This window comes from Vibrio chagasii, assembly GCF_002954585.1.
Lineage (GTDB): Bacteria > Pseudomonadota > Gammaproteobacteria > Enterobacterales > Vibrionaceae > Vibrio > Vibrio chagasii_A.
In genome coordinates, this window is sequence record NZ_MSCI01000002.1 from 25,641 (window position 1) to 48,550 (window position 22,910).

Consider the following 22,910-nt stretch of genomic DNA (forward strand, 5'->3'; position numbering starts at 1 on the left):
TGAGTGAAGACATGCGTAAACTTGTAGTAGCAATCCTAGTGTCATCTTTGGTCGGTTGTTCGATGGGGCATCGTGACCCTGTTGAGATAAAAGAGTCTTTAAACGAATCTATTAATGAAGCGAACAGCAAGGCGCTTCATGAACTGCCTTTGTCTGTACAAGATGACCTTATGCCTCAGCTTAATACTGATGCTATGTCTCCTGTGGCGGAAACCGTGAAGCGTTTCCGTATTCAAGCAAAAGGTGTCGAAGCGAGAACCTTCTTTGCCAGTTTAGTGAAAGGCACAGAATACAGTGCAGCGATTCATCCTAGCGTGTCTGGAAAGCTTACGCTGAACTTAACGGATGTGACGCTAGATGAGGTGCTGGCTGTAGCTCAGGACATGTATGGCTACGATATTGAAAAGCGCGGCAAAGTGATTCAAGTCTACCCTGCAGGCCTTCGCACTGTGACGATCCCTGTCGACTACTTACAGGTTAAACGTGCTGGTCGCTCGTTGACTACGATAACGACGGGGACGATCTCTAATTCAGACAACAGTTCGTCGAGATCTTCAGGTTCGGACTTGAATTCGTCGAATTCATCTAACTCTTCAAATAATTCAAACTCTACCTCGAACGGTGGTACTGAGATTCAAACCACATCTGATAGTGACTTTTGGCCACAACTTGAGGCTGCGGTTGCACACCTAATTGGTTCTGGAAATGGGCAAAGTGTTGTCGTAACACCTCAAGCGAGTGTGATTACAGTCCGTGCTTTCCCTGATGAAATTCGTGAGGTTCGCGAGTTCTTAGGTGTTTCCCAACAGCGCTTGCAACGCCAAGTTATCCTTGAAGCCAAAATTATGGAAGTGACGTTGAGTGATGGCTACCAGCAAGGTATTAACTGGACGAAAATGTTCTCGTCGAACGGAACTAATTACACGATTGGTATGGGCTCTATCGTCAAGGATGCGGCAGGAGCTATTATTCCGAGTACATTACCTGGGATGGACCCTATCGGCGCAGCACTTGGTGGTCAATCCAATCTTGTTGTTTCGGGGAGTAGCTTCGAGGCGGTATTGAGCTTTATGGATACTCAAGGCGACCTCAATGTGCTTTCCAGTCCAAGAGTCACAGCTGCAAATAACCAAAAAGCGGTGATCAAAGTCGGTACTGACGAATACTACGTGACTGAGTTATCAAGTGCGGTTGGCAGTGGTGATAATGCTAATGTGGTTCCTGAAGTCGAGTTGACACCATTTTTCTCAGGTATTTCCTTGGATGTGACCCCTCAGATTGATGATAAAGGCAATGTGTTTCTTCATGTCCACCCTGCGGTTATCGAGGTCAACGAAGAAATTAAAGAGCTTAACCTTGGTTTAACTACAGGGATCGTGCAGCTTCCGCTAGCGAAAAGTTCTATTCGTGAGTCTGACTCGGTGATTCGTGCACAAGATGGTGATGTGGTGGTTATTGGCGGTTTGATGAAATCCAGCACCAGTGATGTGACTTCTAAAGTTCCATTCTTAGGTGATATTCCAGCTTTAGGGCATTTATTCCGCAACACCAACCAATTGACACAAAAGACTGAGCTCGTGATTTTGCTTAAACCGACGGTTGTGGGTGTGAATACTTGGCAAACTGAGCTGGAGCGTTCTCGTAATTTACTTCAGGAATGGTTCCCAGATGAAGAGTAAATGCGCACTTTGTAAGCTGGCAGCGCTATACTAAGCTGGGCGAACCTATGTATCAAACTCATTTTGGTTTTGAACAGCTACCATTTACTTTAACGCCGAATACCGATTTGTTTTACGGATTAGCCCCGCATTTTGAGGCAATTCAAACGGTTATTTCGGCATTAGAGATGGGGGAGGGGGTCATCAAGGTGACCGGAGAAGTGGGCACCGGTAAGACTATGGTTTGCCGGATGTTGGTCAATCACCTAAAAGACTGTACCGCATTAATTTACTTGCCAAACCCAGTTTTGTCCGGAACCGACTTGCGTCATGCTGTTGCGAAAGAGCTTGATGTTGTGGTTGAAAACGAAGCGACCTTAGCCGATAGCATTCAGCATAAATTGATTGAGTTACACAGCTCGGGGCTAAGAGTCGTCGCGATACTTGATGAAGCTCAAGCTCTCTCTGACGAAGCACTAGAGACATTGAGACTGTTCGGCAATCTGGAAACTGAAGACAAGAAATTATTACAGATAGTGTTACTCGGACAGCCTGAATTGGATACCCGCTTAGAAGCCTATCATCTTAGGCAGTTTCGTCAAAGAATCACGTTTGGCTCAACACTAAGACCGCTTAACCTTGACGAAGCGGTGGCTTATATCGATAACCGAATAGCTAAATCGGGTGGCAATCAAAATCTATTTAGTTTGAATCATAAAAAAGCAATCTGGCGCTCTTCTCTAGGGGTTCCAAGGTTGATTAATCAGTTGTGTCATAAAGCCTTATTACTTTCATTTAGCGAAGATAAAAAAACGGTTGAAAACCAACATCTATTTGCTGCTATGCACGAAACATACGATGTATGTAAGCCTAAATTTAAAAAGCCAATACTGTGGGGTTGGAATTAACTATGAGCGCTATTAATAACGCCTTGTCTGAATTGGCCAAGAAAGAATCAACAACATCGATAGAAGCGGCTGTCGTGCCTAAAGTTAAAACGCGCTCGCCATTAGTATGGGTTGCGGGTGGGTTTACCTTAAGTTTGGCCATGGGTGGTTGGGCGATATCACAGGGGCCAACGGTTGATAACTCAATTTCTACTCGAGAGAGACAAGTTCAGGTTTCTGTTGTAGGCAGCTCGCCAGGCGTGCCTGCCATTGTTACTCGAGCTCCGTCATCGCCAACGAAGAAGTTAGCGGCAGTCGATTCTTCCTATCTAACTCAAGTAAGCCCAGAAACAAGCTCTCGAAATCAGGCGCAAGTTGTGGATTCAGTGGTTAAAACGCCACTAATAACAAAACCGCAGGTACAAGCTAAACCTATAGCAACAACAAAAGTAAATACGACAAAAGTTCCTGAGCCGACTTTGATTGCGAGTGTTGCGAAAAGCAGCTCTGATCCTATTTCTGATGAGCCTAAAGACATAGAAAACAGTGCAATACTGATTGAACAAGTCGAACTGACCCCAGAGCAACTTTCTGTAAATGCTCAAGGGCGAGCTCAGAAAGCGCTCGATGCCAATGATCTTACAGGTACATTGAACGGGTACAGCGAAGCACTGCGTTATACGCCAAGAAATGAGGATGTTCGTCAAAAGCTCGCAATTCTCTATTTCGGCAAGGGTGATACTCGTAAAGCTTACGAGCTTTTTCAGTCGGGTATTAAGCTTAACGTCAATAGTGAAAAGCTACGTTTGGGCTTGTCAAAACTGTTAGTTAAAGCGGACCAAGCAGAGGCAGCGTTAAGCCCTCTGATACACATGCCCCCGTACCCAACCCAAGAATACTTAGCAATGCGTGCTGCGTTGAGCCAAAAATCACAGCAAGAAGAGATTGCTCTGGAGAGTTACCAAAAGCTAGTCGAAATCGATTCTGAGAACGCTCGCTGGTGGCTAGGTTTAGCGATACAGCAAGAGCGGCAGTTGGATTTCGCTGCAGCAAAACAATCATATCAAGGTGCGTTAACTCGAGTCGGTATCTCATCTCAATCACAAAGCTTTGTGCGTGACCGATTGAAAATAATCAGTGCTTTAGAGGAGAGCAGCCATGCAGATTAGATTAAGAAAAAGGCTTGGTGATTTGCTTGTTGAAGAAGGCATCATCACCGAGGCCCATGTTGATCAAGCACTTGCCTCTCAAAAGAGTACTGGTCGTAAGCTTGGTGATACTTTGATCGAACTTGGCTTCTTGTCTGAGCAGCAAATGCTGAGCTTTTTGTCGCAACAGCTTGCTATTCCTCTTATCGATCTAAGTCGAGCGAACGTTGATGTTGAAGCGGTTCAGCTTTTACCTGAAGTACATGCCCGCCGCCTTCGTGCATTGGTTATTGGTCGTCAAGGTGACACGCTGCGTGTGGCGATGAGTGATCCTGCGGATCTTTTTGCTCAGGAATCACTGCTTGGTCAATTGGGTGATTACGCACTCGAATTTGTTGTTGCACCAGAAAGACAACTTGTTGATGGGTTTGATCGCTACTACCGTAGAACCAAAGAGATCGCCTCATTCGCTGAGCAGCTCCATGCTGAACACCAAGTTAATGAAGCCTTTGACTTTGATATTGCAGAGGAAGACAGTGACGAAGTGACAGTGGTTAAGCTGATCAACTCGCTGTTTGAAGATGCGATTCAAGTAGGCGCTTCCGATATTCATATTGAACCTGATTCTAATGTACTGCGTCTTCGCCAGCGTATTGATGGCGTGTTACATGAAACTCTCCTTAACGAAGTAAATATAGCGTCGGCGCTAGTATTACGTTTAAAACTGATGGCAAACCTCGATATCTCAGAGAAGCGTCTTCCTCAAGATGGTCGCTTCAATATTCGAGCGAAAGGTCAGTCTGTCGATATTCGTATGTCGACGATGCCAGTGCAGCATGGTGAATCTGTGGTTATGCGTCTGCTTAATCAGTCTGCTGGTTTACGTAAACTGGAAGCGTCGGGCATCCCAAGTGATCTGCTGGTTCGTCTTCGTAAACAGTTACGCCGCCCGCATGGGATGATTCTAGTTACTGGTCCTACGGGCTCTGGTAAAACAACCACTCTTTATGGTGCGCTAAGTGAACTGAATGAACCGGGTAAAAAAATCATTACCGCGGAAGACCCGGTGGAATATCGACTGCCTAGAATCAACCAAGTTCAGGTTAACCCTAAAATCAACCTCGATTTCTCTACTATCTTAAGAACCTTTTTACGTCAGGATCCCGATATTATTCTTATTGGTGAGATGCGTGACCATGAAACGGTTGAGATTGGTTTGAGAGCAGCACTGACCGGTCACTTAGTGCTAAGTACGCTTCACACCAACGATGCGGTAGACAGTGCGCTACGCATGATGGATATGGGGGCGCCCGGTTACTTAGTTGCGAGTGCGGTTCGTGCGGTAGTTGCGCAGCGATTGGTTCGTAAAGTTTGTACCGACTGTAAAGTTGATGACGAACTGGATGAAGCGCGCAAACAATGGCTGAGTGTTCGTTTTCCAAATCAGGTCGATGTTCCTTTCATGAAAGGACGTGGTTGTCAGAATTGCAACTTAACCGGTTATCGTGGGCGTATTGGTGTATTCGAGATGTTGGAGCTTGAACACAACATGATGGATGCTTTGAGAGCTAACGATGCGGTTGGTTTTGCTCAAACCGCAAGACAGTCTGAAAATTACAAACCGCTATTAGCCTCTGCGATGGAGTTGGCTTTGCAGGGCGTAGTGAGCCTCGACGAGATAATGAACCTTGGTGAAGGTGACGCATCTGGATCAACTGACCCAATTTATTTGTAGGGGTAGAGTGATATGCCAACGTATCGTTATGTAGGTCGCAGCTCTGATGGTAGCCAAGTAAGTGGCCAACTAGACGCGAATAACGAAGATCTTGCCGCTGAAAGTTTGATGAGTAAAGGGATAATCCCAACCTCGATCAAGCTTGGGAAAAGTGGCGGCTCCGTATTGGATATGGATGCCTCAGCTCTATTCTCACCGAGTGTGCCACTTGAGGTCCTGGTGCTGTTCTGCCGTCAGTTATACAGCTTAACTAAAGCGGGCGTTCCATTGTTAAGGTCGATGAAAGGCCTGACTCAAAACTGTGAAAACAAGCAGTTGAAGGCCGCGCTTGAAGAGGTGGTTGCTGAGTTAACCAATGGCCGTGGTTTAGCGGCATCGATGCAGATGCACCCTAAGGTGTTTAGTCCACTGTTTGTTTCTATGATCGGTGTTGGTGAAAATACAGGTCGCCTTGATCAGGCCTTGCTGCAATTAGCGGGTTACTACGAACAAGAAGTCGAGACTCGAAAGCGAATCAAGACCGCGATGCGCTACCCAACCTTCGTGATCAGCTTTATTTTGATCGCGATGTTCATACTTAACATTAAGGTTATTCCACAGTTCTCCAGTATGTTCGCTCGGTTTGGTGTCGATTTGCCACTGCCGACTCGTATCTTAATTGGCATGTCTGAGTTCTTTGTTAATTACTGGGGGATCATGCTCGGTGTGATCTTTGGTCTTATCTTTGCATTTAAAGCTTGGGTTAAGACGGATAAAGGCCTAGAGAAGTGGGATAGGATTCGCTTAAAGATACCTGTCATCGGCGGGGTCGTGAACCGAGCATTACTGTCACGTTTCTCGCGTACCTTTGCGTTGATGCTGAAAGCGGGTGTGCCGCTCAATCAATCTTTAGCACTATCTGCTGAAGCCTTGGATAACCGCTTTTTAGAGCTGCGGGTACAAGCCATGAAGTCGGCTATCGAAGCGGGTAGTACGGTTTCTTCGACGGCGATTAACAGCGAAATTTTCACGCCGCTTGTGATACAAATGATCTCGGTAGGTGAAGAGACTGGTCGTATCGATGAGTTATTGCTTGAAGTGGCTGACTATTATGATCGAGAAGTCGATTATGACCTGAAAACCTTGACCGCAAGAATAGAACCGATCTTGTTGACCATAGTAGCAGGCATGGTGTTGATTCTTGCTCTCGGTATTTTCTTACCGATGTGGGGAATGCTGGATGCAATCAAAGGTTAAGGAATGCTAAATAACCTACAACGTTCACGTTTTGTTATTTGGACTGTGGTGATTCTTTTTCTAATTATAGGGCTGCTTTCTGCATGGGAGTCAGTAGAAGAAGATGCGACCAATACGGCATTAATCGTGGCGAGTAAGCGTATCCTTGAGCAAGCAAATCGATTCAAACAACACTATTTGTTAAAAGGCGCAGAACAACAAAGCGACTCTGAATCTCCCAAAAGTTACAGCAGCACCGGGTGGGTAATGCCGATTCTGGGCTCGAAGGTAGACTGTCATTACTGGCTAGAGCAATTATATCCACCGAAGAGCATTCTGGGGTTAGACTCGCCAAGGGTTGAAGACCAAAGTGATAACATGCAGTTTCATTGTGTTTATTATTATGGCGATAAATATCATATAGATATCCTGCTTAAGAACGAAAGATTCAATGTTACAGCCAATATTTTGGCTTTGTAGATAATTTGACGTATTTATCTGGTGTTAGAAATTGGTAGATGTATAATGCAAATTAATAATAAGTCGAGTCGGTAGAAATGCTTAAAAATCAAAGGGGTTTCTCACTTGTTGAGTTGGTGATCGTGATCGTTGTAGTGGGGCTATTGGCGGTTGCTGCGTTGCCTCGTTTTCTCGATGTGACGGATGAAGCCAAAAAATCCAGTATTGAAGGTGTCGCTGGTGGTTTTGCAACGGCAGTTTTGTCGGCGAGAGCACAGTGGGAAGCACAAGCGAGACCCTCAGAGACGATCGGTTCCGAAAGGTACAACACCGTTAATTACGATGGTGTTGATTTTTGGTTAACCCGTTCGAAGAACAGTAGCAATCTTGAGACTGGCTTCCGAGATGGCTACCCATGGACTCTGAATAATAAATCGGGCACTGCCCCACAAACTATTTCAGATAAAGCATGCTCTGAGTTGATGGAAAACTTGCTGCAAAACCCACCGAAAGTGGGCTCTGTTTCAGATGTAGCGAACGACTCAAACTACAAGTATTCAGCGCAAGCAAATTCTGGTGATGCAACCTGTACTTACGTTCAATTAGAAGGTAGTACCGAGCATGAATTTGTTTACGAAATTAAAACTGGTCGTGTGACCGTAACTTTGCAGTAAGTCTGCGTAAAATTAAACATAGAGAGAGCTTAACTATGAAAAGACAAGGCGGTTTCACCCTAATCGAACTCGTGGTGGTAATTGTTATTCTTGGTATTCTTGCTGTAACTGCTGCACCACGTTTCCTTAACCTACAAGATGATGCTCGTGAGTCTTCACTTCAAGGTCTAAAAGGTGCAATTGATAGTGCTGCTGGTATCGTTTATGGCAAAGCTGCTGTAGAGGGCGTTGAGTCTCAAGAGTACACAGCAAACCCAGCTCCAGAAGTAGAAGGCATTACAACTTCTTTTGGTTACCCAACAGCGGATGCTGATGGTATTGGTGCAGCAGTTGTTGGCTTGTCTACAGATTGGGCTGTAACTGCTAGTGTTGCAAATACCAGTATTACATACTCATTTGTAGGTGCGAATGCTAACGCAACGGCATGTATCGTTACTTATACGCAAGCTACTGGTACAACAGCGGCAAGTGCTGCAACTACTACTGTAAATTTAGGTACTGCAGCTGATGGCTGTGGTGGTAACTAGGTTTTTGTTCTAGACCAGCTTCGGCTGGTCTTTTTTTGTATTTAATATGTTTAAACTGCTACTTTATCCTTCCATACAGTAATTTATAATCTAGATAGTCAAATTAACCAATTAAGGCTTATATGAATACAAAGCCAAACAAAGGTTTCACTCTAGTAGAATTAATTGTGGTGATTCTTTTACTTGCGATTATCTCTGTGACAGCTATCAGCCGATTTGGTGGTCGCCAAATTTATGAATTATATGCTCTTCAAGAGCAAGTCTCTTCTGTTGTTCGACAGATTCAGCTCAATAGAATGCAATCGAATATGGATATGTCTGCGTCTGGGGCTGAAAGCTTACGTTTGGTGGCAGCTAATGGTTGCCTTGGCTCTCAATCGGGCTGTGACAATCTAGTCGAAACTAGAAGTGATGTTATTTCTAGTGATGATTACACGTTTTCATCTCAACCTCTCTCTACGACTTCTTCCCCAATAGAATTCAACTTATTGGGTAACCCTGAGAGTGCCGCTTCAGCTGGCGTTCAAATTACCATTTCACCAAGAAATAGTTCAGACAGGGCTTGGGTTTGTATCAATTCTCAAGGTTTTGTTTATCCAAGTAATCAGGTATGCCCATGAAGTACGTAAATAATGGCTTTACGCTTATCGAGTCGATCATTGTTATTGTGCTACTTGGGTTTGCAATGCTCGCATTTTCTACTTTTCTTGCACCACAATCCGCACTTTCAGGGCAAGTGAATTATTCCAACCGAGCTTCAGCATTAGCTCAAAGTATTATGACCGATCTTTTAGCGCGAGATTACGGCTCGGTTAGCTCTGGTACTCCAATTGAACTTGGCAGCACTTATACTAATTTTAATGTGGATTTGGTTGTCGCCAACGATACCCCAACTGCTTCGATGCAGAAATTTACGTTAACAATTACCGCAAGCAATAATCCACCTATCACTTTAGTCGCTTATAAAGGGGAGTATTAATGAAAGGGAAAGGGTTTACGCTTATAGAGATGATTTTAGCTATTGTCATCTCAAGTATTGTCTTGCTTGGTGTCGCGAATTTTACTGAACTCGGAATGAGAGGCTATTTTGGCTCAGTAGAGCGCTTTCGACTACAAACCGAAGCTAGGTTTGTACTGGAAAAGCTTTCGCGTGAAGTGAGGCATGCTGTACCTAATCTGTTTCCTGCTTCTGTAAGTAGCGGTTGCGTATCATTTTATCCAATTGTTGATTCAGGTTTTTACGCTACCTCGGGAGCAGATATTAACTTTTTAGTTAGTGATACAGGAGCGACAAGCAGCTCATTACAATCTATGTCACTGGTTATAAACCCGACTAGACCACATACTGATATCAGCAACCTAAATAATATATACCCCCTCAATAATGTAGTTCCTCCAAGTGCATCCGCTGCATACTTTTCTATTCCAAACGGAGCCAATACTCTTGTCAGTGAATCTGTAGGTAAAAGGCACTACATCTTTGACTCAAACAACCTTGTTGAGTATTGCCTTGCGAATGGCAATTTACTAACTCGTAATGGTGTCACAATAAGCGATCGAGTTATGAGTGAGAATAGTACTCTGAGTTATCAACCTGCGGAAGTTCAGAGGAATGGGGTTGTTAAGTTGACCCTTGAGTTTTCAGAAAATAATGAGTCCACAGTGTTTGAGCAAGATATACAGGTGATTAATGTCCCGTAAATCAACCCAAAAAGGTAGTGCGCTTGTCATTGTCATCTTTGTTATCGTGGTGCTTGGTTTCTTAGCGACAAGTTTGAGTCGGACGAGTTGGTCTGATAACGATTCAAACACTCGAGTTGTACTGGGCTCGCAAGCTTGGCTGCTAAGCCATTCTGTTAACGAATATGTTATGACTCAGTTCTACCCAGATCCTGACCCTGCGGCTTCTTCTGCCGTTGGTAGTGTTTGTAACAGTAATGACCTGCAGCCTGGAGGTGGGATCTTTGCTGTAGCAAGCTCTATGGTTAACACAGCTCCAGTGAATTGTTCTCTTGACCGAATACAGTGTTCCAATCGGGGAGAGCTTGATGGCTTTACTTTCTATATTTTAGAGTCTTCGGTAATCTGTGGTTCGGGTATTAACCAAGTGCAGCGCATTCAAGAGGTATGGCTTCGTGATTAGTATACTCATTCGCTTTCCCTCAGTGATTTTTTTCTTTTTGTGTGTTGTGGCATTCGGTGTGGCTACACCTTCGTACGCTTACGATGAAATCGGTATTGAGCACTTTCCAAATGTTGTGCAGGGACATGCGAATAGAGGTATACAGTGTAGTTTATCAAGAAATGCGAGTCAGCTTTTTGTCTACAATGATGCCACCATCAAAGGAACAAAAGGCCTCGATTTGCATTTCTGTCGTGGCTTTAACTATATGCCCTCTACCTCATGCGACGATCAATATGGCGGCCGTAGAGCTTGTTCGATAAGTTATACACAATACCCAGCATTGCAATTAAAGCCTTTTCAAAAGGCCAGTGGTCGTGACAGTGTTAGTTGTACTGCACCGCAAAACATTTATTCACCAGACTTGAAATTCTTTACCGGTTTTCAGGGGTGTCATGCTGCTTTCATGACTTCTGAGCATAAAATAAAAAGCTTAGTGCTTTATGAAGCTTCTGTAATTCATTTTTTTGATGGTGAGCATTGGATTGAAGATCTCGGTATGCATGACGGCTCGCGTATCATCATACACGGCCATGTCAAAATTCATGTGAAAAAAACAGCCCAGTTAAATGGCTCACAGATTGAGTATGCAGATTCTAAAGCTCAACTGATATTGGTTTCTCGAAATGGTGTCGAGTTAAATTACAGTTGGTCATCTCAGCAACAGTCAAAAATATCAGGGTATGTATACGCCAAGTCTTATGTAAGCCTCAATAATGGCTCTGTGATCAGTGGCAGGGTGAATACTCAAATGCTGACCGTCAGTGATCAGAGTGTGATTGAAGACCAAGAAATACAGCCTGCTCGTTGTGAATATTTGCCAAAAGAGACATTCAGCTCGAGTAATACCGACAATTGGTCGATCGTTGCTTATAAAAATAGCATCAAACCGCATGTGGAAAATGGTCGCTTTAGAATGAATTCATTGAGGTACGATCAAGCTACGGCCGCTGTTTATAACTATCTGTTTCCATCAGACGATAACTATTTGGAAGTGGAATTTGATCATTATGCTCACTCTGGTAGCGGTGCCGATGGCCTAGCGTTGGTACTTTCTGATGCGAGTGTTCCACCGCAAACGGGGGCTTTTGGCGGCCCTTTGGGTTACGGGCTCAAACCCGGGATTCAGGGCTTTGCTGGGGGGTGGCTTGGCTTGGGTATTGATGAGTATGGTAACTATGCTCGCTCGGGTGGAACCGATATAGGTCCTGGTTTTACCCCCAATAATGTCGCGCTACGAGGTTCTGGGCGACAGGATGCCGCTGGTAATTGGGTCGTTGGGTATCGTTATATAAAAGGTAATCATAGCCTGGGCAATTTAGATGGGCGTAAAGGGCAAGCACATCGCTATAAAATGATCATTGATTCCCGAGACTCTGGGAAAGTGTTCGTGACAGTAAAGCGCATGGTTGGAGATACTAACCTCTGGCAAACAGTGATCCCTCGATTCGATGTAATGCAGCGTTATGGTCAATCCGTCATACCGGAAAACTTTCGTGTATCTATTACGGCTTCAACTGGGTCGTTGACCAATGTCCATGATCTCGACAACTTTCAAGTCTGTGCCGACAAGCACCAAAAAATCACAGAAGGTATCCATCATTTTGAGTTTGACTACGCGGGGTCGGGCAGTACCTGCCAAAGCTCAGATATTACTTTGAGGGCTTGTTTAAATGAGAGTTGCTCTAAGTTGTATCCTCGAGATGCATATAACGATGGTTCTCTGCCTGCTCTTTCGGTTGACTTGTTGCCTGCGCAAGGGAGTGATGTCGCAAACTGGGAAGGAGGAACATCAGTTAGATTCGATAATGAAGTTCGTCTTAAATTGAAAGGAGAGCGAGCTGGTAAAGTCAAATTGGGTATTGCCAAAAGTTCAATCCCTCAATCTGGTTTTGATGAAGCACGATGCCGTATTAACGGAGGACCGTTATCTGTTGCCAATTGTGAAGTCACTTTCTCAAGTCATGTTCTAGCTGTAAAAGTTAAGGATATTGTGGCGAGCAAACAGAGCCCTGGTGATAATTATTTGTCATTTTGTAGTCAAAACACCAGTCAAGAAGGGCTCTCAAGAGACGTTAATATGTCGATCGAGTATGAAGTAGCACCTGTTGATCGTTCAAAACCTGTTTCGTTTATCTATCAGAAAAAACGCAAGAGTGGAGAGCTATTTTGGAGCCAACCTTTCGAGTTGAATACGAGTAATACAAAGCTAAAGGATGTGTATTTTGATAACAAAGGAAGCGCTGCGTTTAAAATAAGATACGCTGAAGTAGGGAAAATTAAACTTAAAGCACGTGTGGCTGATATTGATGATTCTTCAGGCTTTAAGAGTTTTGTAAGTTTTCCTGCTGGCCTCAGATTAAGTGCTTACAATCATGCGGGAACCAAGGGAGATTGCTCGGATACAACTGAGCAGTGCTCTAGAGGATTTGTCGCGGCAGGGGAGGTGTTTGAAACAACGGTAGTTGCTTATCAATACGATAATTCAGTTGCGAGAAATTACCAAGAAAGTGACCTGTTGATGGGTAACCATGTTTTATACCCTGTGCAAGGCGTTGATGGACAGTTGTTAAATACGACACTTCCGGAAGGAGCTGTTTGGAAGGAGGGAGAGATTAAAGTACCTCAGGCCGTATCAGAAGTGGGTGCTTTTGAGTTGACTGTCCAAGCTCCGATTGCACGCCAATTTGGTAGTGGGGACATTGGTAAGTCAGTGTATTTGGGCAGTCAGGCATTTAAGATTGAGGATGGCCGCTTAGCCATTGGCCGCTTCTATCCGAAGTACTTCCTGCAAGAGAATCCTGAATGGAATGTCGCTAACCAAAACGACATTGCTTATTTAGGTCAGCCTTATGACTCAAGCGTTCATCAAGTGTATCCAATGGCATCTGGTGAAAGCAGTGTCGGCAACGCGCTCAACAATTATCGCTTCTTCCATCCAGACTTACAGGCGAAATTTGGGGTTCTAGATGACACAGCCGTCGATAATAGGTTCTTACTAGATACCGATGCTGGGGCTTGGTCTACAGATCGCAAGCATTGGTTGTTGAACGATGGTGCCGCTATTCTTGAGCGAGTTACGGGTACTGATGGGATTAGCCGCAAGGATAATCCTTTTAATACATCAGATGCTAACTCTTCAGTCACACATTTTGGTTTGACGGTAGATGGCGTTGATCCCGTGTCATTTACTGATTCTGATACTTTGACAGACTCTGCAGAGTTTCTGGTTCAACCTCCTGCTCGATATGGTCGAATGGCCCTAGATGATATTGGTGGCAACTCAGGCATTACCTTAACTATTCCATTGCGAGCTGAGTTCTGGGATGGCAGCGAATTTGTCGTCAACGATGATGATAATCGCAGCGCCTTTGATGGTTCAAAAGCTTGTAAACAAGTGATTTGGCACAGTGACGGGGCGATAACCACGTTAGCTTCGCTTAACGGCAGTGGCAGCGTCGATAGTGGTGAAGAAGAGGTCACCGCGGATCAAAATACGCCTGCTGGTAAAGATACACCGCGCGAGCAAGTTCGTTTATGGTCAAGAATGGGCAACTCGAAGCCAAGCAAGAAGACGGGCGAAAATGAGATATCATGTTCGACAGATTACGAGGATCAACCTTGGTTGCAATACAATTGGCGTCAGTTAGGCGATGAAGATCCCTCAACTGTCGTCACATTCGGCATCTACCGTGGTAACGATCGAGTGATCTACCGAGGTGAAACTGGCTTAACAGGTCAGTAATAATATAATTTTTGATGGTTAAGTTAGGAATCTGTAAGAAATTACGGATTTCAGTCCATGTTTATACTTCAATGCCTTGCCGTGACAGCAAGGCATTGGTACATTTAGTGCAATTTTTGTCTTCTAATTCTTGCAGGATGAGCGAAGAGTATGTTTAAAAAACTTCGTGGCATGTTTTCAAACGACCTATCGATTGATTTAGGTACTGCCAATACCCTTATATATGTCAAAGGCCAAGGCATTGTTCTTGATGAGCCTTCAGTTGTAGCTATTCGCCAAGATCGTGTGGGTTCTGCAAAAAGTGTCGCTGCTGTTGGCCACGCTGCTAAGCAAATGCTTGGTCGTACGCCTGGTAATATCTCAGCGATCCGTCCAATGAAAGATGGCGTAATTGCTGATTTCTACGTAACGGAAAAAATGCTTCAGCACTTCATTAAACAAGTTCATGACAACAGTGTGCTTAAACCAAGTCCTCGCGTTTTGGTTTGTGTACCTTGTGGTTCAACGCAAGTTGAGCGTCGTGCTATCCGTGAATCTGCGCTGGGTGCTGGTGCTCGTGAAGTTTACCTAATCGATGAGCCAATGGCGGCAGCGATTGGTGCTGGCCTGCGCGTATCAGAACCAACGGGTTCAATGGTTGTTGATATCGGTGGTGGTACTACTGAAGTTGCGGTTATCTCTCTAAACGGTGTGGTTTACTCGTCTTCTGTTCGTATCGGTGGTGACCGTTTTGATGAGGCGATCATCAACTACGTTCGTCGTAACTACGGTAGCTTGATCGGTGAAGCGACGGCAGAGAAGATCAAACATGAAATCGGTTCAGCTTACCCTGGCGATGAAGTAGAAGAGATCGAAGTACGTGGTCGCAACCTTGCTGAAGGTGTGCCTCGTAGCTTTAGCCTGAACTCAAATGAGATCCTTGAAGCACTTCAAGAGCCTCTATCTGGCATCGTATCTGCAGTAATGGTTGCACTTGAACAGTGTCCACCAGAGCTTGCTTCTGATATCTCAGAAAACGGCATGGTACTAACAGGTGGTGGTGCACTGCTTAAAGACCTTGATCGTCTGCTAACAGAAGAGACAGGCATTCCTGTTGTTGTTGCAGAAGAGCCACTAACGTGTGTTGCTCTAGGTGGCGGTAAAGCCCTAGAGATGATCGACATGCACGGCGGCGATCTGTTTAGCGAAGAATAATATCTAGTGTTAGGCTCTTTTATTATCTAGTTTTATGTAAAGAGCCTAGGACCTTGTCTATAGGATCAAATGTAGATCTAGGATCAAATATAGAATGAAGCCAATTTTTGGTAGAGGTCCCTCTCTACAATTGCGCCTGTTTTTTGCTGTAATTTTATCAGCCAGCCTTATGCTGGCTGATAGTCGTTTAGATGCTTTCTCAAATGTCCGCTATCTATTGAACAGCATGGTTGCCCCAATTCAATATGCAGCAAACCTACCTCGTACGATGTTTGACGGTGTATACGACCGTTTTAGCACTCGTAAAGGGCTGATCGAATCAAACCATAAGATGAAGCGAGAAGTCTTGCGACTGAAGAGCGAACTTATTCTGCTTGAGCAATATCAAGAAGAAAATAAGCGCCTTCGTAAGCTATTAGGCTCCCCGTTTATACGTGATGAAAAGAAAGTCGTTACTGAAGTTATGGCCGTGGATACCTCTCCATATCGTCATCAAGTTGTGATCGATAAAGGTCAGATTGATGGGGTGTATGAAGGACAGCCGGTGATCAACGAGAAAGGTATTGTTGGTCAAGTGACGTTTGTTGCGGCTCACAATAGCCGAGTCTTGCTGCTGACGGATGCAAACAATGCGATTCCCGTTCAAGTTATCCGTAACGATATCCGTGTGATTGCTTCTGGTAATGGCATGATTGATGAAATTCAGCTAGAGCACATTCCAACCAGTACTGACATTCAGGAAGAAGATCTCTTGGTAACGTCAGGCCTTGGTGGTGTTTATCCAGAAGGTTACCCAGTCGCTTATGTTTCTAAGGTTGATTACGATCCGAAACGTGAGTTTGCGGTAATCAAAGCGGAACCTGTGGTTGAGTTTGATAAGCTTAGATATCTGCTGCTTGTGTGGCCTGACGAAAACAAACAGAAACAGACCGATCAATCCAACATAGAGCAAGCAATGTTAGAGGATGAAAATGGCCAATAGCGTTTTAAGAAGCAAGACAGTAATTGGCTGTTCATTATTGATCGCGCTTATTCTGCAAACCATTCCATGGCCGGGTAGTTTAGACCTGTTCAGGCCGTCTTGGTTACTGCTGGTTACTTGTTACTGGGTTCTGGCTTTACCTCATCGTGTTAATGTAGGCAGCGCTTTGATTCTGGGCCTTTTGTGGGACCTTTTGATTGGTTCGACATTAGGTATTCGAGGCATGATGATGGCAATAGTGATGTACATTGTTGCGTTAAACTTCCTCGTCATTCGTAATATGGCGCTGTGGCAACAAGCCATGATCATTGCGGCGTTAACTGTATTGTTTGAAGTGCTGATATTTTTCGGTGAATATTTGATTCAAGATGTTGTCTTCAATCCATTATCGTTATGGAGTGCATTGATAAACTGTATACTTTGGCCTTGGATGTTCTTGTTGATGAGACGCGTACGTCGCCATTGGCATGTGAGGTAACGAGACGATGGAAAAGAAACATTTAGTTTTGGCATCCGGTTCGCCGCGTCGTAAAGAATTACTATCTCAACTCGGTTATGAGTTTTCTGTCTTAGTCACCGATGTTGAAGAGTGTAAACACACTCAAGAAACCGCCGAAGAGTACGTTAAGCGACTATCTTTAGATAAAGCTCTAGCTGCGCTGTCTTTATTAACAACGAATCCTTCTGAAAAGCAGCATGTAGCTTCTGGTTCTGATACTGTAGTGCTTGGCTCTGACACTGTAGTGGTAAGCCAAGGGCAAGTGCTCGAGAAACCCGCTGATTTTTCTGACTCTAAGCGTATGCTGACTCAGTTAGCGAATAGACGTCACCAAGTGATGACGGCTGTTTCAGTGGTTTCAAAAGAAAAACAAAAAACAGAAATCGTTATTACCGACGTATGGTTTAAACCCCTCAGTGAAAAAGAAATAGAACAATACTGGCAAACAGGGGAGCCATGCGATAAAGCCGGTAGCTATGGGATCCAAGGTTTGGGTGGGCGTTTTGTCACCCGAATCGAAGGTAGTTATTACGCCGTTGTCGGCTTACCTTTATTTGAAACGGACCAGCTACTGCAAGAATTCTTATAATTACTAATCTGAGGTGCACCATGAGTGCTGAATTGTTGCTGAACGTGACCCCGAGTGAAACTCGCGTGGCCATGATTGAAGGGGGAACTCTTCAAGAGATCCACATCGAACGAGACGCTCGACGCGGAATCGTAGGAAATATCTATAAAGGTCGCGTTAGTCGTGTTCTTCCGGGAATGCAGGCTGCGTTTGTGGATATCGGTCTTGAGAAAGCAGCTTTTCTACACGCCTCTGATATTGTCCCACACACTGAATGTGTCGCTGAAAATGAAAAGAAGCAATTTCAGGTTCGCGATATTTCAGAGCTTGTTCGTCAAGGGCAAGACATTGTGGTTCAAGTCGTAAAAGACCCGCTTGGTACCAAGGGTGCCCGCCTAACCACTGATATCACTCTGCCATCTCGTTACCTCGTGTTTATGCCGGGAGCGAGTCACGTTGGTGTTTCTCAACGTATCGATAGCGAATCCGAGCGTAATCGTCTCAAGAAGGTCGTCTCTCATTACTGTGATGAGCATGGTGGCTTTATTATCCGTACTGCTGCAGAAGGCGCTGATTCGAACGAGCTGGCACAAGATGCGGCATTCTTGAAGCGCTTATGGCTAAAGGTATTGGAACGTCGTGGCAAGCATAAAGCACGTACTCGTTTGTACGGTGAGTTGTGTTTAAGTCAGCGTATCTTGCGTGATTTTGTGGGAACGGAACTGAGCAAGATTCAGGTCGATTCTCGCCTTGAGTATGAAAACCTTAAAGAGTTTACTTCTGAATACGTGCCAGAGCTGACTGATAAGCTTGAGCTGTATGAAGGTGATAAGCCTATCTTTGATATGTACGACACTGAGAACGAAATTCAGCGCTCTCTGGATCGTAAAGTCGAGCTCAAGTCTGGTGGCTATCTGATCATCGACCAAACGGAAGCAATGACTACGGTTGATATTAACACTGGCGCGTTTGTTGGTCGTCGTAACCTAGAAGAGACGATTTTCAACACCAATGTAGAGGCGACACAAGCGATTGCTCGTCAACTGCGTTTGCGTAATTTAGGTGGCATCATCATTATCGACTTTATTGATATGCTATCGGAAGACCATCGTAAGCGAGTACTCACTTCTTTAGAGAGTGCGTTAGACAAAGATCGTGTCAAGACCAACATCAATGGCTTCACACAGCTTGGTTTAGTAGAGATGACGCGTAAGCGCACGCGTGAAAGCATTGAGCATATTTTGTGTTCGAGTTGCCCTACTTGTGAAGGTCGTGGCAGTGTGAAGACAGTTGAAACCGTTTGTTATGAGATACTTCGAGAGGTCACTCGTGTCAACCGTGCCTATGACGCTGACAAGTTTGTGGTTTATGCTGCTGCAGCGGTTGCTGAAGCGCTAGAAGGCGATGAGTCTCATGCGCTTGCTGAGCTTGAAGTGTTTATTGGTAAACAAGTTAAAATCCAGGCTGAGCCTCTGTACATACAAGAGCAGTTTGATGTTGTTATGATGTAATGGAAATTTTGTGAGCTCAAGCGTTACTCTGATTCTACGTGCATGCTTATGGTTAGTGGTTACTCTCTTAGTAGCGCTAGCCATTGCTGTCACTACACTGCGTGTAGCCTTACCCAATTTAAATAAGTATCAATCTGAAATTGAGCTTTGGGTAAATCAACATTCTGGTTTTGAGTTTTCTATTCAAGACGTGGGTGGTTTCTGGCGTAACACACACCCTTCCATTGCACTGCAAGGTGTAAAAGCCAACCTTCCTAATGTTGAAGATGTGACCTTCTCTGTTGAACGTGTCGAAGTCGAGTTCGACTTGATTCAATCGCTCGTTCAAATGCGTCCCGTTGTGGCTGATCTGGTTATGAACCAGATGTATCTTGATATCCGATCTATTGACCTATTTGCTGGGCAAAACGAGACAGATAAACCTAAAGATTCTGGCTCCTCTAAGCGAGTAATGAAAGAGCTGGATAACCTACTGCTAAAAACACTGGTCGATTTCACCGCGAAAGATTCTACCATCTTTTATCGTTCTGTCTCTGATGAAGAGCGTCAGCTTGATATCGAAACTTTAAAGTGGCAGAACTCAGGTAAACACCACCTGGCAGAAGGCGTAGTAAGTATAAAAGATGCTAACCTCAATTCTTTGTCAGTAAGTGCTAACTTTATTGATGGTGGCTCACTGACGGATGTTACGGGTGAGTTTTATGTCAGCGCAGATAAAATCTCGATTAAACCTTGGTTAACCCGTTACATACAGGCTGAGTCTGGCATTGAAAAGGGGACCATAAGCTTAAATAGCTGGCTTACGCTACGGAATAGCAAGCCAGTCAGCGCCTATGTTGAAGTGCTGCCTTCAGAATTGACCTGGAACGAAGATGGTAAGCATGACTTGATGCTTGAATCAGGCGTTTTTAAGTTATCTCCAATCGATGATGGTTGGCAAGTGAATGGTCACTCACTTAACTTGAGAACCGATGACACGCCTTGGCCTGAACTCGATGTAGCATTTAAATGGCAACAAGGTCCTTGGCTGCTTAACGTCTCTGAGCTTGATATTTCGACCATCACACCACTGATTAAGCTGCTGCCAGACTCAGAAGATTCAACCAAGATGATAAATGTGCTGTCTCCGGGCGGTACGGTGTCTGATATTCGTCTATCGATGGAGTCTGGTATTGAGAGCTTACGTTACTCGGCTAGTTTTTCTGATTTTGCGATCGAGCAGTGGGATTTAGTACCGGGCTTTAGCCAAGTCTCTGGTAGCGTGTTCGGCTCTATGACAGAAGCAAAAGCCAGTTTATATATTATTGACGATGTATTCACGTATGGCGATGTTTTCCAAGCACCTTTAAACATCAAACAAGGTCAGGTTGACATTGTGTGGCAGCAAGATGAGAACGGCTGGAAGCTTTGGTCTGATAAAGTCACGGCAGCCACGCCAGATTTACAGGTGCTGGGTGCATTTCGCTTAGATTTCCCTAAAGATTCAAGCCCTTTCTTATCATTTTACGGTGAAGTAGATGCTTATAACGTCGGTGAAACATGGCGTTATCTACCGGCCTTAGCACTTGGTCAAGAGTTGACGGATTACCTTTCCACCGCGATTCAGGCGGGTAAGGCTGATACGGTGAAGTTGCTGTGGCACGGTCAATTGGATAACTATCCGTACACCAATCACGATGGTATTTTTCAAGTTTGGGCTCGATTAGAGGACGCTAAATTTAGCTTTGATACCGCATGGCCATTGATCACAGACCTACAACTTGATCTGTTTTTTGAGAATGATGCGATGTATCTCGATTCTCGCTCTGCACAACTAATGGATGTGACTGCCGATCGAATCACAGGTCGTATTCCTTACTTGGGTGAAGGCGGCCATATCGAGATAGAAGCTAAGGCCACCGCGTCAGGCAATGCGGTGCGTGATTACATGACAGCTTCGCCACTGGTTGACTCGGTGGGCGCTGCGTTAACCGCACTTCAAGTGAGCGGTGATGTCTCTTCTGAATTCCAGCTTAATATCCCATTCGACTCTGATAAAGAAGCCAGAGCGTGGGGTTACGCTGACCTAAGCGGCAATCATGTTGAAATTGAAGCGCCACCGATGGTGTTGGAAAACACCACAGGTCGGATTGAGTTTGATAATGATGTGGTGACAGCGAATGGTTTAGCCGCAGACTTGCTTAAACAAGGCATCTCTATTGATTTTAAAGGACAGAATGATGGTCCTGGCTATGCTGTTGATATCGATGTGCTAGGCGACTGGGATGTGAAGCCTTTAGAGCCTTACATTGGTGAGCAATGGCTGAGTCGTCTGTCTGGTCATGCGCAATGGCAAAGCCAGATTGATATCCAATTGAATGACATCGGCTTTACTTACCAATTGGATTTACAGTCTGACCTAAAATATCTCGCGAGTGATTACCCGTATCCATTGGCCAAGAAGTCATTAGAGAGTGGTTCAGCAAGGCTACAAGCATCAGGTAACCAAGAAGCGATTACTGCGCGTTTGCAGTTGCCGAATACCAAGTACCAAGCTGAAATTGATATCACAGGTGATGTGCCTGAACTAACCGCGACCAACCTAGTATTAGGTCGAGGCGGCTATAAGATTAGCCCTGTGGTTGGGCACCATGCATTGATTCGTACTGATAAGTTTAATGCTGATGATTGGCTTTCGGTGATCATGGAGCCAGTACAGCCATCAACTGCTGTTTTAAGCCAAATGAACACACCAACAATTCCTGCTCCAAGTCGTGTGACTTTTGAAAGTAAAGAGCTGACTCTTGGTGGTATTTCTTGGAATGATGTAGATTTTAGTGCACGCAAGAATAAACAAGCTTGGCAAATGGAAGTATCGAGCCAAGAGTTAGAGGGGGATATTAATTATCTGCCCCCTTATGATTTAACTGTGTCGTTGGATCGCCTACATCTGTTTGTTCCAGAATGGAGCGACAAATCAAAGCAAGAGCCATTGCTGCAACGCAAAGAGCAAGAAGCACCGTTGATCTCTGAATTGGATCGAAAGGTTCATGATGTGATGCCGAATCTCAAGCTAACCCTGAACGACTTCTGGCTACAAGGCTATAAAGTTGGCAAGGTAGATGTTGAACTAGCGAGAGAAGAAAACCGCCTTGCGTGGAAGAAAATTCAGGTACGCAGCGGTGGCAACAAAGCGGATGTCAGTGGCTGGTGGGAATTGAATGGCGACAAGAGTCACTCTTCGCTGAAAGTTGATGTGGAAGGTGAAAATAACAGTGAGTTGATGGAGCGCTTTGGCATCACCTCGGGGATTCAAAAAGCACCATTTGAGCTAGAAGCTCAACTTGACTGGGACGGCTCACCTTGGGGTATCAAGATGGATACTCTAGATGGCGACGTAAAAACCAAGTTTGGTAAAGGTATTATCTCAGATGTGAGCGGGGCAGCTCGCTTGCTTGGTTTGTTCAGTTTAGATTCGATCATTCGTAAGATGCAGCTCGATTTCTCTGATGTGTTTGATAAAGGCATGGCATTTAACAGCATTACAGGCACGGGCAAGATGCAAAATGGTATCTTCCTGACCAACGACCTGAACATGGATGCCGTGGCGGGTGAGATGAAGATCAAAGGTATTGCTAACCTAAATACTCGTCAGGTAGATGCAGAAGTAAACTTTACGCCAGATATCACATCGGGTATTCCAGTGCTAACAGCGTTTGCGGTAACACCTCAAACAGCGTTGTATGTGTTGGCGGTAACTACGGTTATTTCACCGGTTGTTGAGGTCTTTACTCAGGTTAATTACTCGGTGAAAGGTCCTCTGGATTCACCAACGGTAAGTGAGCTTTCTCGTAGCTCTGGTGAGTTCCAACTTCCAGAAAATCTAAGAAAGTTGGCTGAGTAAAAGTAAGCCCTAATATACAGATAAATAGTGATTTCTGAATCAT

Annotated in this window: 19 protein-coding genes; all 19 read left to right on the top strand. The window is 44.7% G+C overall.

Translation table 11 applies throughout. The features are described 5' to 3' along the window. Window positions 1-11 precede the first annotated feature (11 nt). The 19 genes from mshL to BTO10_RS08385 all read left to right on the top strand — a co-directional run bounded on the left by mshL (window position 12) and on the right by BTO10_RS08385 (window position 22,867). Window positions 12-1,679, top strand: coding sequence for a pilus (MSHA type) biogenesis protein MshL (mshL, locus tag BTO10_RS08295; protein ID WP_105024270.1), 1,668 nt, complete (start codon window positions 12-14; stop codon window positions 1,677-1,679). A 47-nt stretch (window positions 1,680-1,726) separates the two neighbouring features. After that, entirely contained in the window at window positions 1,727-2,566 is an 840-nt protein-coding gene (locus BTO10_RS08300) for an ExeA family protein (protein ID WP_105024271.1), read from the top strand. 2 nt (window positions 2,567-2,568) lie between these two features. Next, window positions 2,569-3,714 carry a tetratricopeptide repeat protein gene (locus tag BTO10_RS08305; protein WP_105024272.1) on the top strand — a complete coding sequence of 382 codons (1,146 nt, stop codon included), beginning with the start codon at window positions 2,569-2,571 and terminating at the stop codon, window positions 3,712-3,714. Continuing rightward, the gene (locus BTO10_RS08310; RefSeq protein WP_105024273.1) at window positions 3,704-5,428 is read left to right on the top strand and encodes a GspE/PulE family protein; all 1,725 of its coding nucleotides are present in this window, start codon (window positions 3,704-3,706) and stop codon (window positions 5,426-5,428) included. Before BTO10_RS08305 ends, BTO10_RS08310 begins: the two co-directional genes overlap by 11 nt. 12 nt (window positions 5,429-5,440) lie before the next feature. Continuing rightward, window positions 5,441-6,664, top strand: coding sequence for a type II secretion system F family protein (locus BTO10_RS08315; RefSeq protein WP_105024274.1), 1,224 nt, complete (start codon window positions 5,441-5,443; stop codon window positions 6,662-6,664). A gap of 3 nt (window positions 6,665-6,667) precedes the next feature. Continuing rightward, window positions 6,668-7,123, top strand: a complete 456-nt coding sequence (locus BTO10_RS08320) for an MSHA biogenesis protein MshF (protein ID WP_105024275.1) — start codon at window positions 6,668-6,670, stop codon at window positions 7,121-7,123. A 77-nt stretch (window positions 7,124-7,200) separates the two neighbouring features. Further along, entirely contained in the window at window positions 7,201-7,776 is a 576-nt protein-coding gene (locus tag BTO10_RS08325) for a prepilin-type N-terminal cleavage/methylation domain-containing protein (RefSeq protein WP_105024276.1), read from the top strand. Between the two features lie 35 nt (window positions 7,777-7,811). Beyond that, window positions 7,812-8,303 carry a type II secretion system protein gene (locus BTO10_RS08330; protein WP_105024277.1) on the top strand — a complete coding sequence of 164 codons (492 nt, stop codon included), beginning with the start codon at window positions 7,812-7,814 and terminating at the stop codon, window positions 8,301-8,303. Window positions 8,304-8,425: 122 nt separating this feature from the next. Then, window positions 8,426-8,923, top strand: a complete 498-nt coding sequence (locus tag BTO10_RS08335) for a type II secretion system protein (protein ID WP_105024278.1) — start codon at window positions 8,426-8,428, stop codon at window positions 8,921-8,923. Beyond that, window positions 8,920-9,282 carry a type IV pilus modification PilV family protein gene (locus BTO10_RS08340; RefSeq protein WP_105024279.1) on the top strand — a complete coding sequence of 121 codons (363 nt, stop codon included), beginning with the start codon at window positions 8,920-8,922 and terminating at the stop codon, window positions 9,280-9,282. Before BTO10_RS08335 ends, BTO10_RS08340 begins: the two co-directional genes overlap by 4 nt. Beyond that, the gene (locus BTO10_RS08345; protein ID WP_105024280.1) at window positions 9,282-10,004 is read left to right on the top strand and encodes a PilW family protein; all 723 of its coding nucleotides are present in this window, start codon (window positions 9,282-9,284) and stop codon (window positions 10,002-10,004) included. Before BTO10_RS08340 ends, BTO10_RS08345 begins: the two co-directional genes overlap by 1 nt. Continuing rightward, window positions 9,994-10,446, top strand: coding sequence for an MSHA biogenesis protein MshP (locus BTO10_RS08350; protein WP_105024281.1), 453 nt, complete (start codon window positions 9,994-9,996; stop codon window positions 10,444-10,446). Before BTO10_RS08345 ends, BTO10_RS08350 begins: the two co-directional genes overlap by 11 nt. Then, window positions 10,439-14,230 carry a DUF6701 domain-containing protein gene (locus BTO10_RS08355; RefSeq protein WP_105024282.1) on the top strand — a complete coding sequence of 1,264 codons (3,792 nt, stop codon included), beginning with the start codon at window positions 10,439-10,441 and terminating at the stop codon, window positions 14,228-14,230. Before BTO10_RS08350 ends, BTO10_RS08355 begins: the two co-directional genes overlap by 8 nt. Before the next feature lie 150 nt (window positions 14,231-14,380). After that, the gene (locus BTO10_RS08360) at window positions 14,381-15,424 is read left to right on the top strand and encodes a rod shape-determining protein (RefSeq protein WP_004740843.1); all 1,044 of its coding nucleotides are present in this window, start codon (window positions 14,381-14,383) and stop codon (window positions 15,422-15,424) included. 94 nt (window positions 15,425-15,518) lie between these two features. After that, window positions 15,519-16,406: a rod shape-determining protein MreC gene (mreC, locus tag BTO10_RS08365; RefSeq protein ID WP_004740842.1), complete on the top strand. Its 888-nt coding sequence runs from the start codon at window positions 15,519-15,521 to the stop codon at window positions 16,404-16,406. After that, window positions 16,396-16,884 (top strand): rod shape-determining protein MreD, encoded by a 489-nt coding sequence (gene mreD, locus BTO10_RS08370; protein WP_032498535.1) that lies wholly within the window; start codon window positions 16,396-16,398, stop codon window positions 16,882-16,884. The genes mreC and mreD overlap by 11 nt, the downstream gene beginning before the upstream one ends. Window positions 16,885-16,891: 7 nt before the next feature. Next, on the top strand, window positions 16,892-17,494 hold the full coding sequence (locus tag BTO10_RS08375; RefSeq protein WP_105024283.1) for a Maf family protein: 603 nt from the start codon (window positions 16,892-16,894) through the stop codon (window positions 17,492-17,494). 20 nt (window positions 17,495-17,514) lie between these two features. Next, the gene (rng, locus tag BTO10_RS08380) at window positions 17,515-18,984 is read left to right on the top strand and encodes a ribonuclease G (RefSeq protein ID WP_105024284.1); all 1,470 of its coding nucleotides are present in this window, start codon (window positions 17,515-17,517) and stop codon (window positions 18,982-18,984) included. Between the two features lie 10 nt (window positions 18,985-18,994). Then, complete coding sequence (locus tag BTO10_RS08385) at window positions 18,995-22,867, top strand: YhdP family protein (protein WP_105024285.1); 3,873 nt, start codon at window positions 18,995-18,997, stop codon at window positions 22,865-22,867. The last annotated feature ends 43 nt before the right edge of the window (window positions 22,868-22,910 follow it).

Bases quoted from the DNA above. Each gene is read 5' to 3' on its own strand.
- mshL (WP_105024270.1), top strand. From the start codon at position 12: ATGCGTAAACTTGTAGTAGCAATCCTAGTGTCATCTTTGGTCGGTTGT.
- BTO10_RS08300 (WP_105024271.1), top strand. From the start codon at position 1,727: ATGTATCAAACTCATTTTGGTTTTGAACAGCTACCATTTACTTTAACG.
- BTO10_RS08305 (WP_105024272.1), top strand. From the start codon at position 2,569: ATGAGCGCTATTAATAACGCCTTGTCTGAATTGGCCAAGAAAGAATCA.
- BTO10_RS08310 (WP_105024273.1), top strand. From the start codon at position 3,704: ATGCAGATTAGATTAAGAAAAAGGCTTGGTGATTTGCTTGTTGAAGAA.
- BTO10_RS08315 (WP_105024274.1), top strand. From the start codon at position 5,441: ATGCCAACGTATCGTTATGTAGGTCGCAGCTCTGATGGTAGCCAAGTA.
- BTO10_RS08320 (WP_105024275.1), top strand. From the start codon at position 6,668: ATGCTAAATAACCTACAACGTTCACGTTTTGTTATTTGGACTGTGGTG.
- BTO10_RS08325 (WP_105024276.1), top strand. From the start codon at position 7,201: ATGCTTAAAAATCAAAGGGGTTTCTCACTTGTTGAGTTGGTGATCGTG.
- BTO10_RS08330 (WP_105024277.1), top strand. From the start codon at position 7,812: ATGAAAAGACAAGGCGGTTTCACCCTAATCGAACTCGTGGTGGTAATT.
- BTO10_RS08335 (WP_105024278.1), top strand. From the start codon at position 8,426: ATGAATACAAAGCCAAACAAAGGTTTCACTCTAGTAGAATTAATTGTG.
- BTO10_RS08340 (WP_105024279.1), top strand. From the start codon at position 8,920: ATGAAGTACGTAAATAATGGCTTTACGCTTATCGAGTCGATCATTGTT.
- BTO10_RS08345 (WP_105024280.1), top strand. From the start codon at position 9,282: ATGAAAGGGAAAGGGTTTACGCTTATAGAGATGATTTTAGCTATTGTC.
- BTO10_RS08350 (WP_105024281.1), top strand. From the start codon at position 9,994: ATGTCCCGTAAATCAACCCAAAAAGGTAGTGCGCTTGTCATTGTCATC.
- BTO10_RS08360 (WP_004740843.1), top strand. From the start codon at position 14,381: ATGTTTAAAAAACTTCGTGGCATGTTTTCAAACGACCTATCGATTGAT.
- mreC (WP_004740842.1), top strand. From the start codon at position 15,519: ATGAAGCCAATTTTTGGTAGAGGTCCCTCTCTACAATTGCGCCTGTTT.
- mreD (WP_032498535.1), top strand. From the start codon at position 16,396: ATGGCCAATAGCGTTTTAAGAAGCAAGACAGTAATTGGCTGTTCATTA.
- BTO10_RS08375 (WP_105024283.1), top strand. From the start codon at position 16,892: ATGGAAAAGAAACATTTAGTTTTGGCATCCGGTTCGCCGCGTCGTAAA.
- rng (WP_105024284.1), top strand. From the start codon at position 17,515: ATGAGTGCTGAATTGTTGCTGAACGTGACCCCGAGTGAAACTCGCGTG.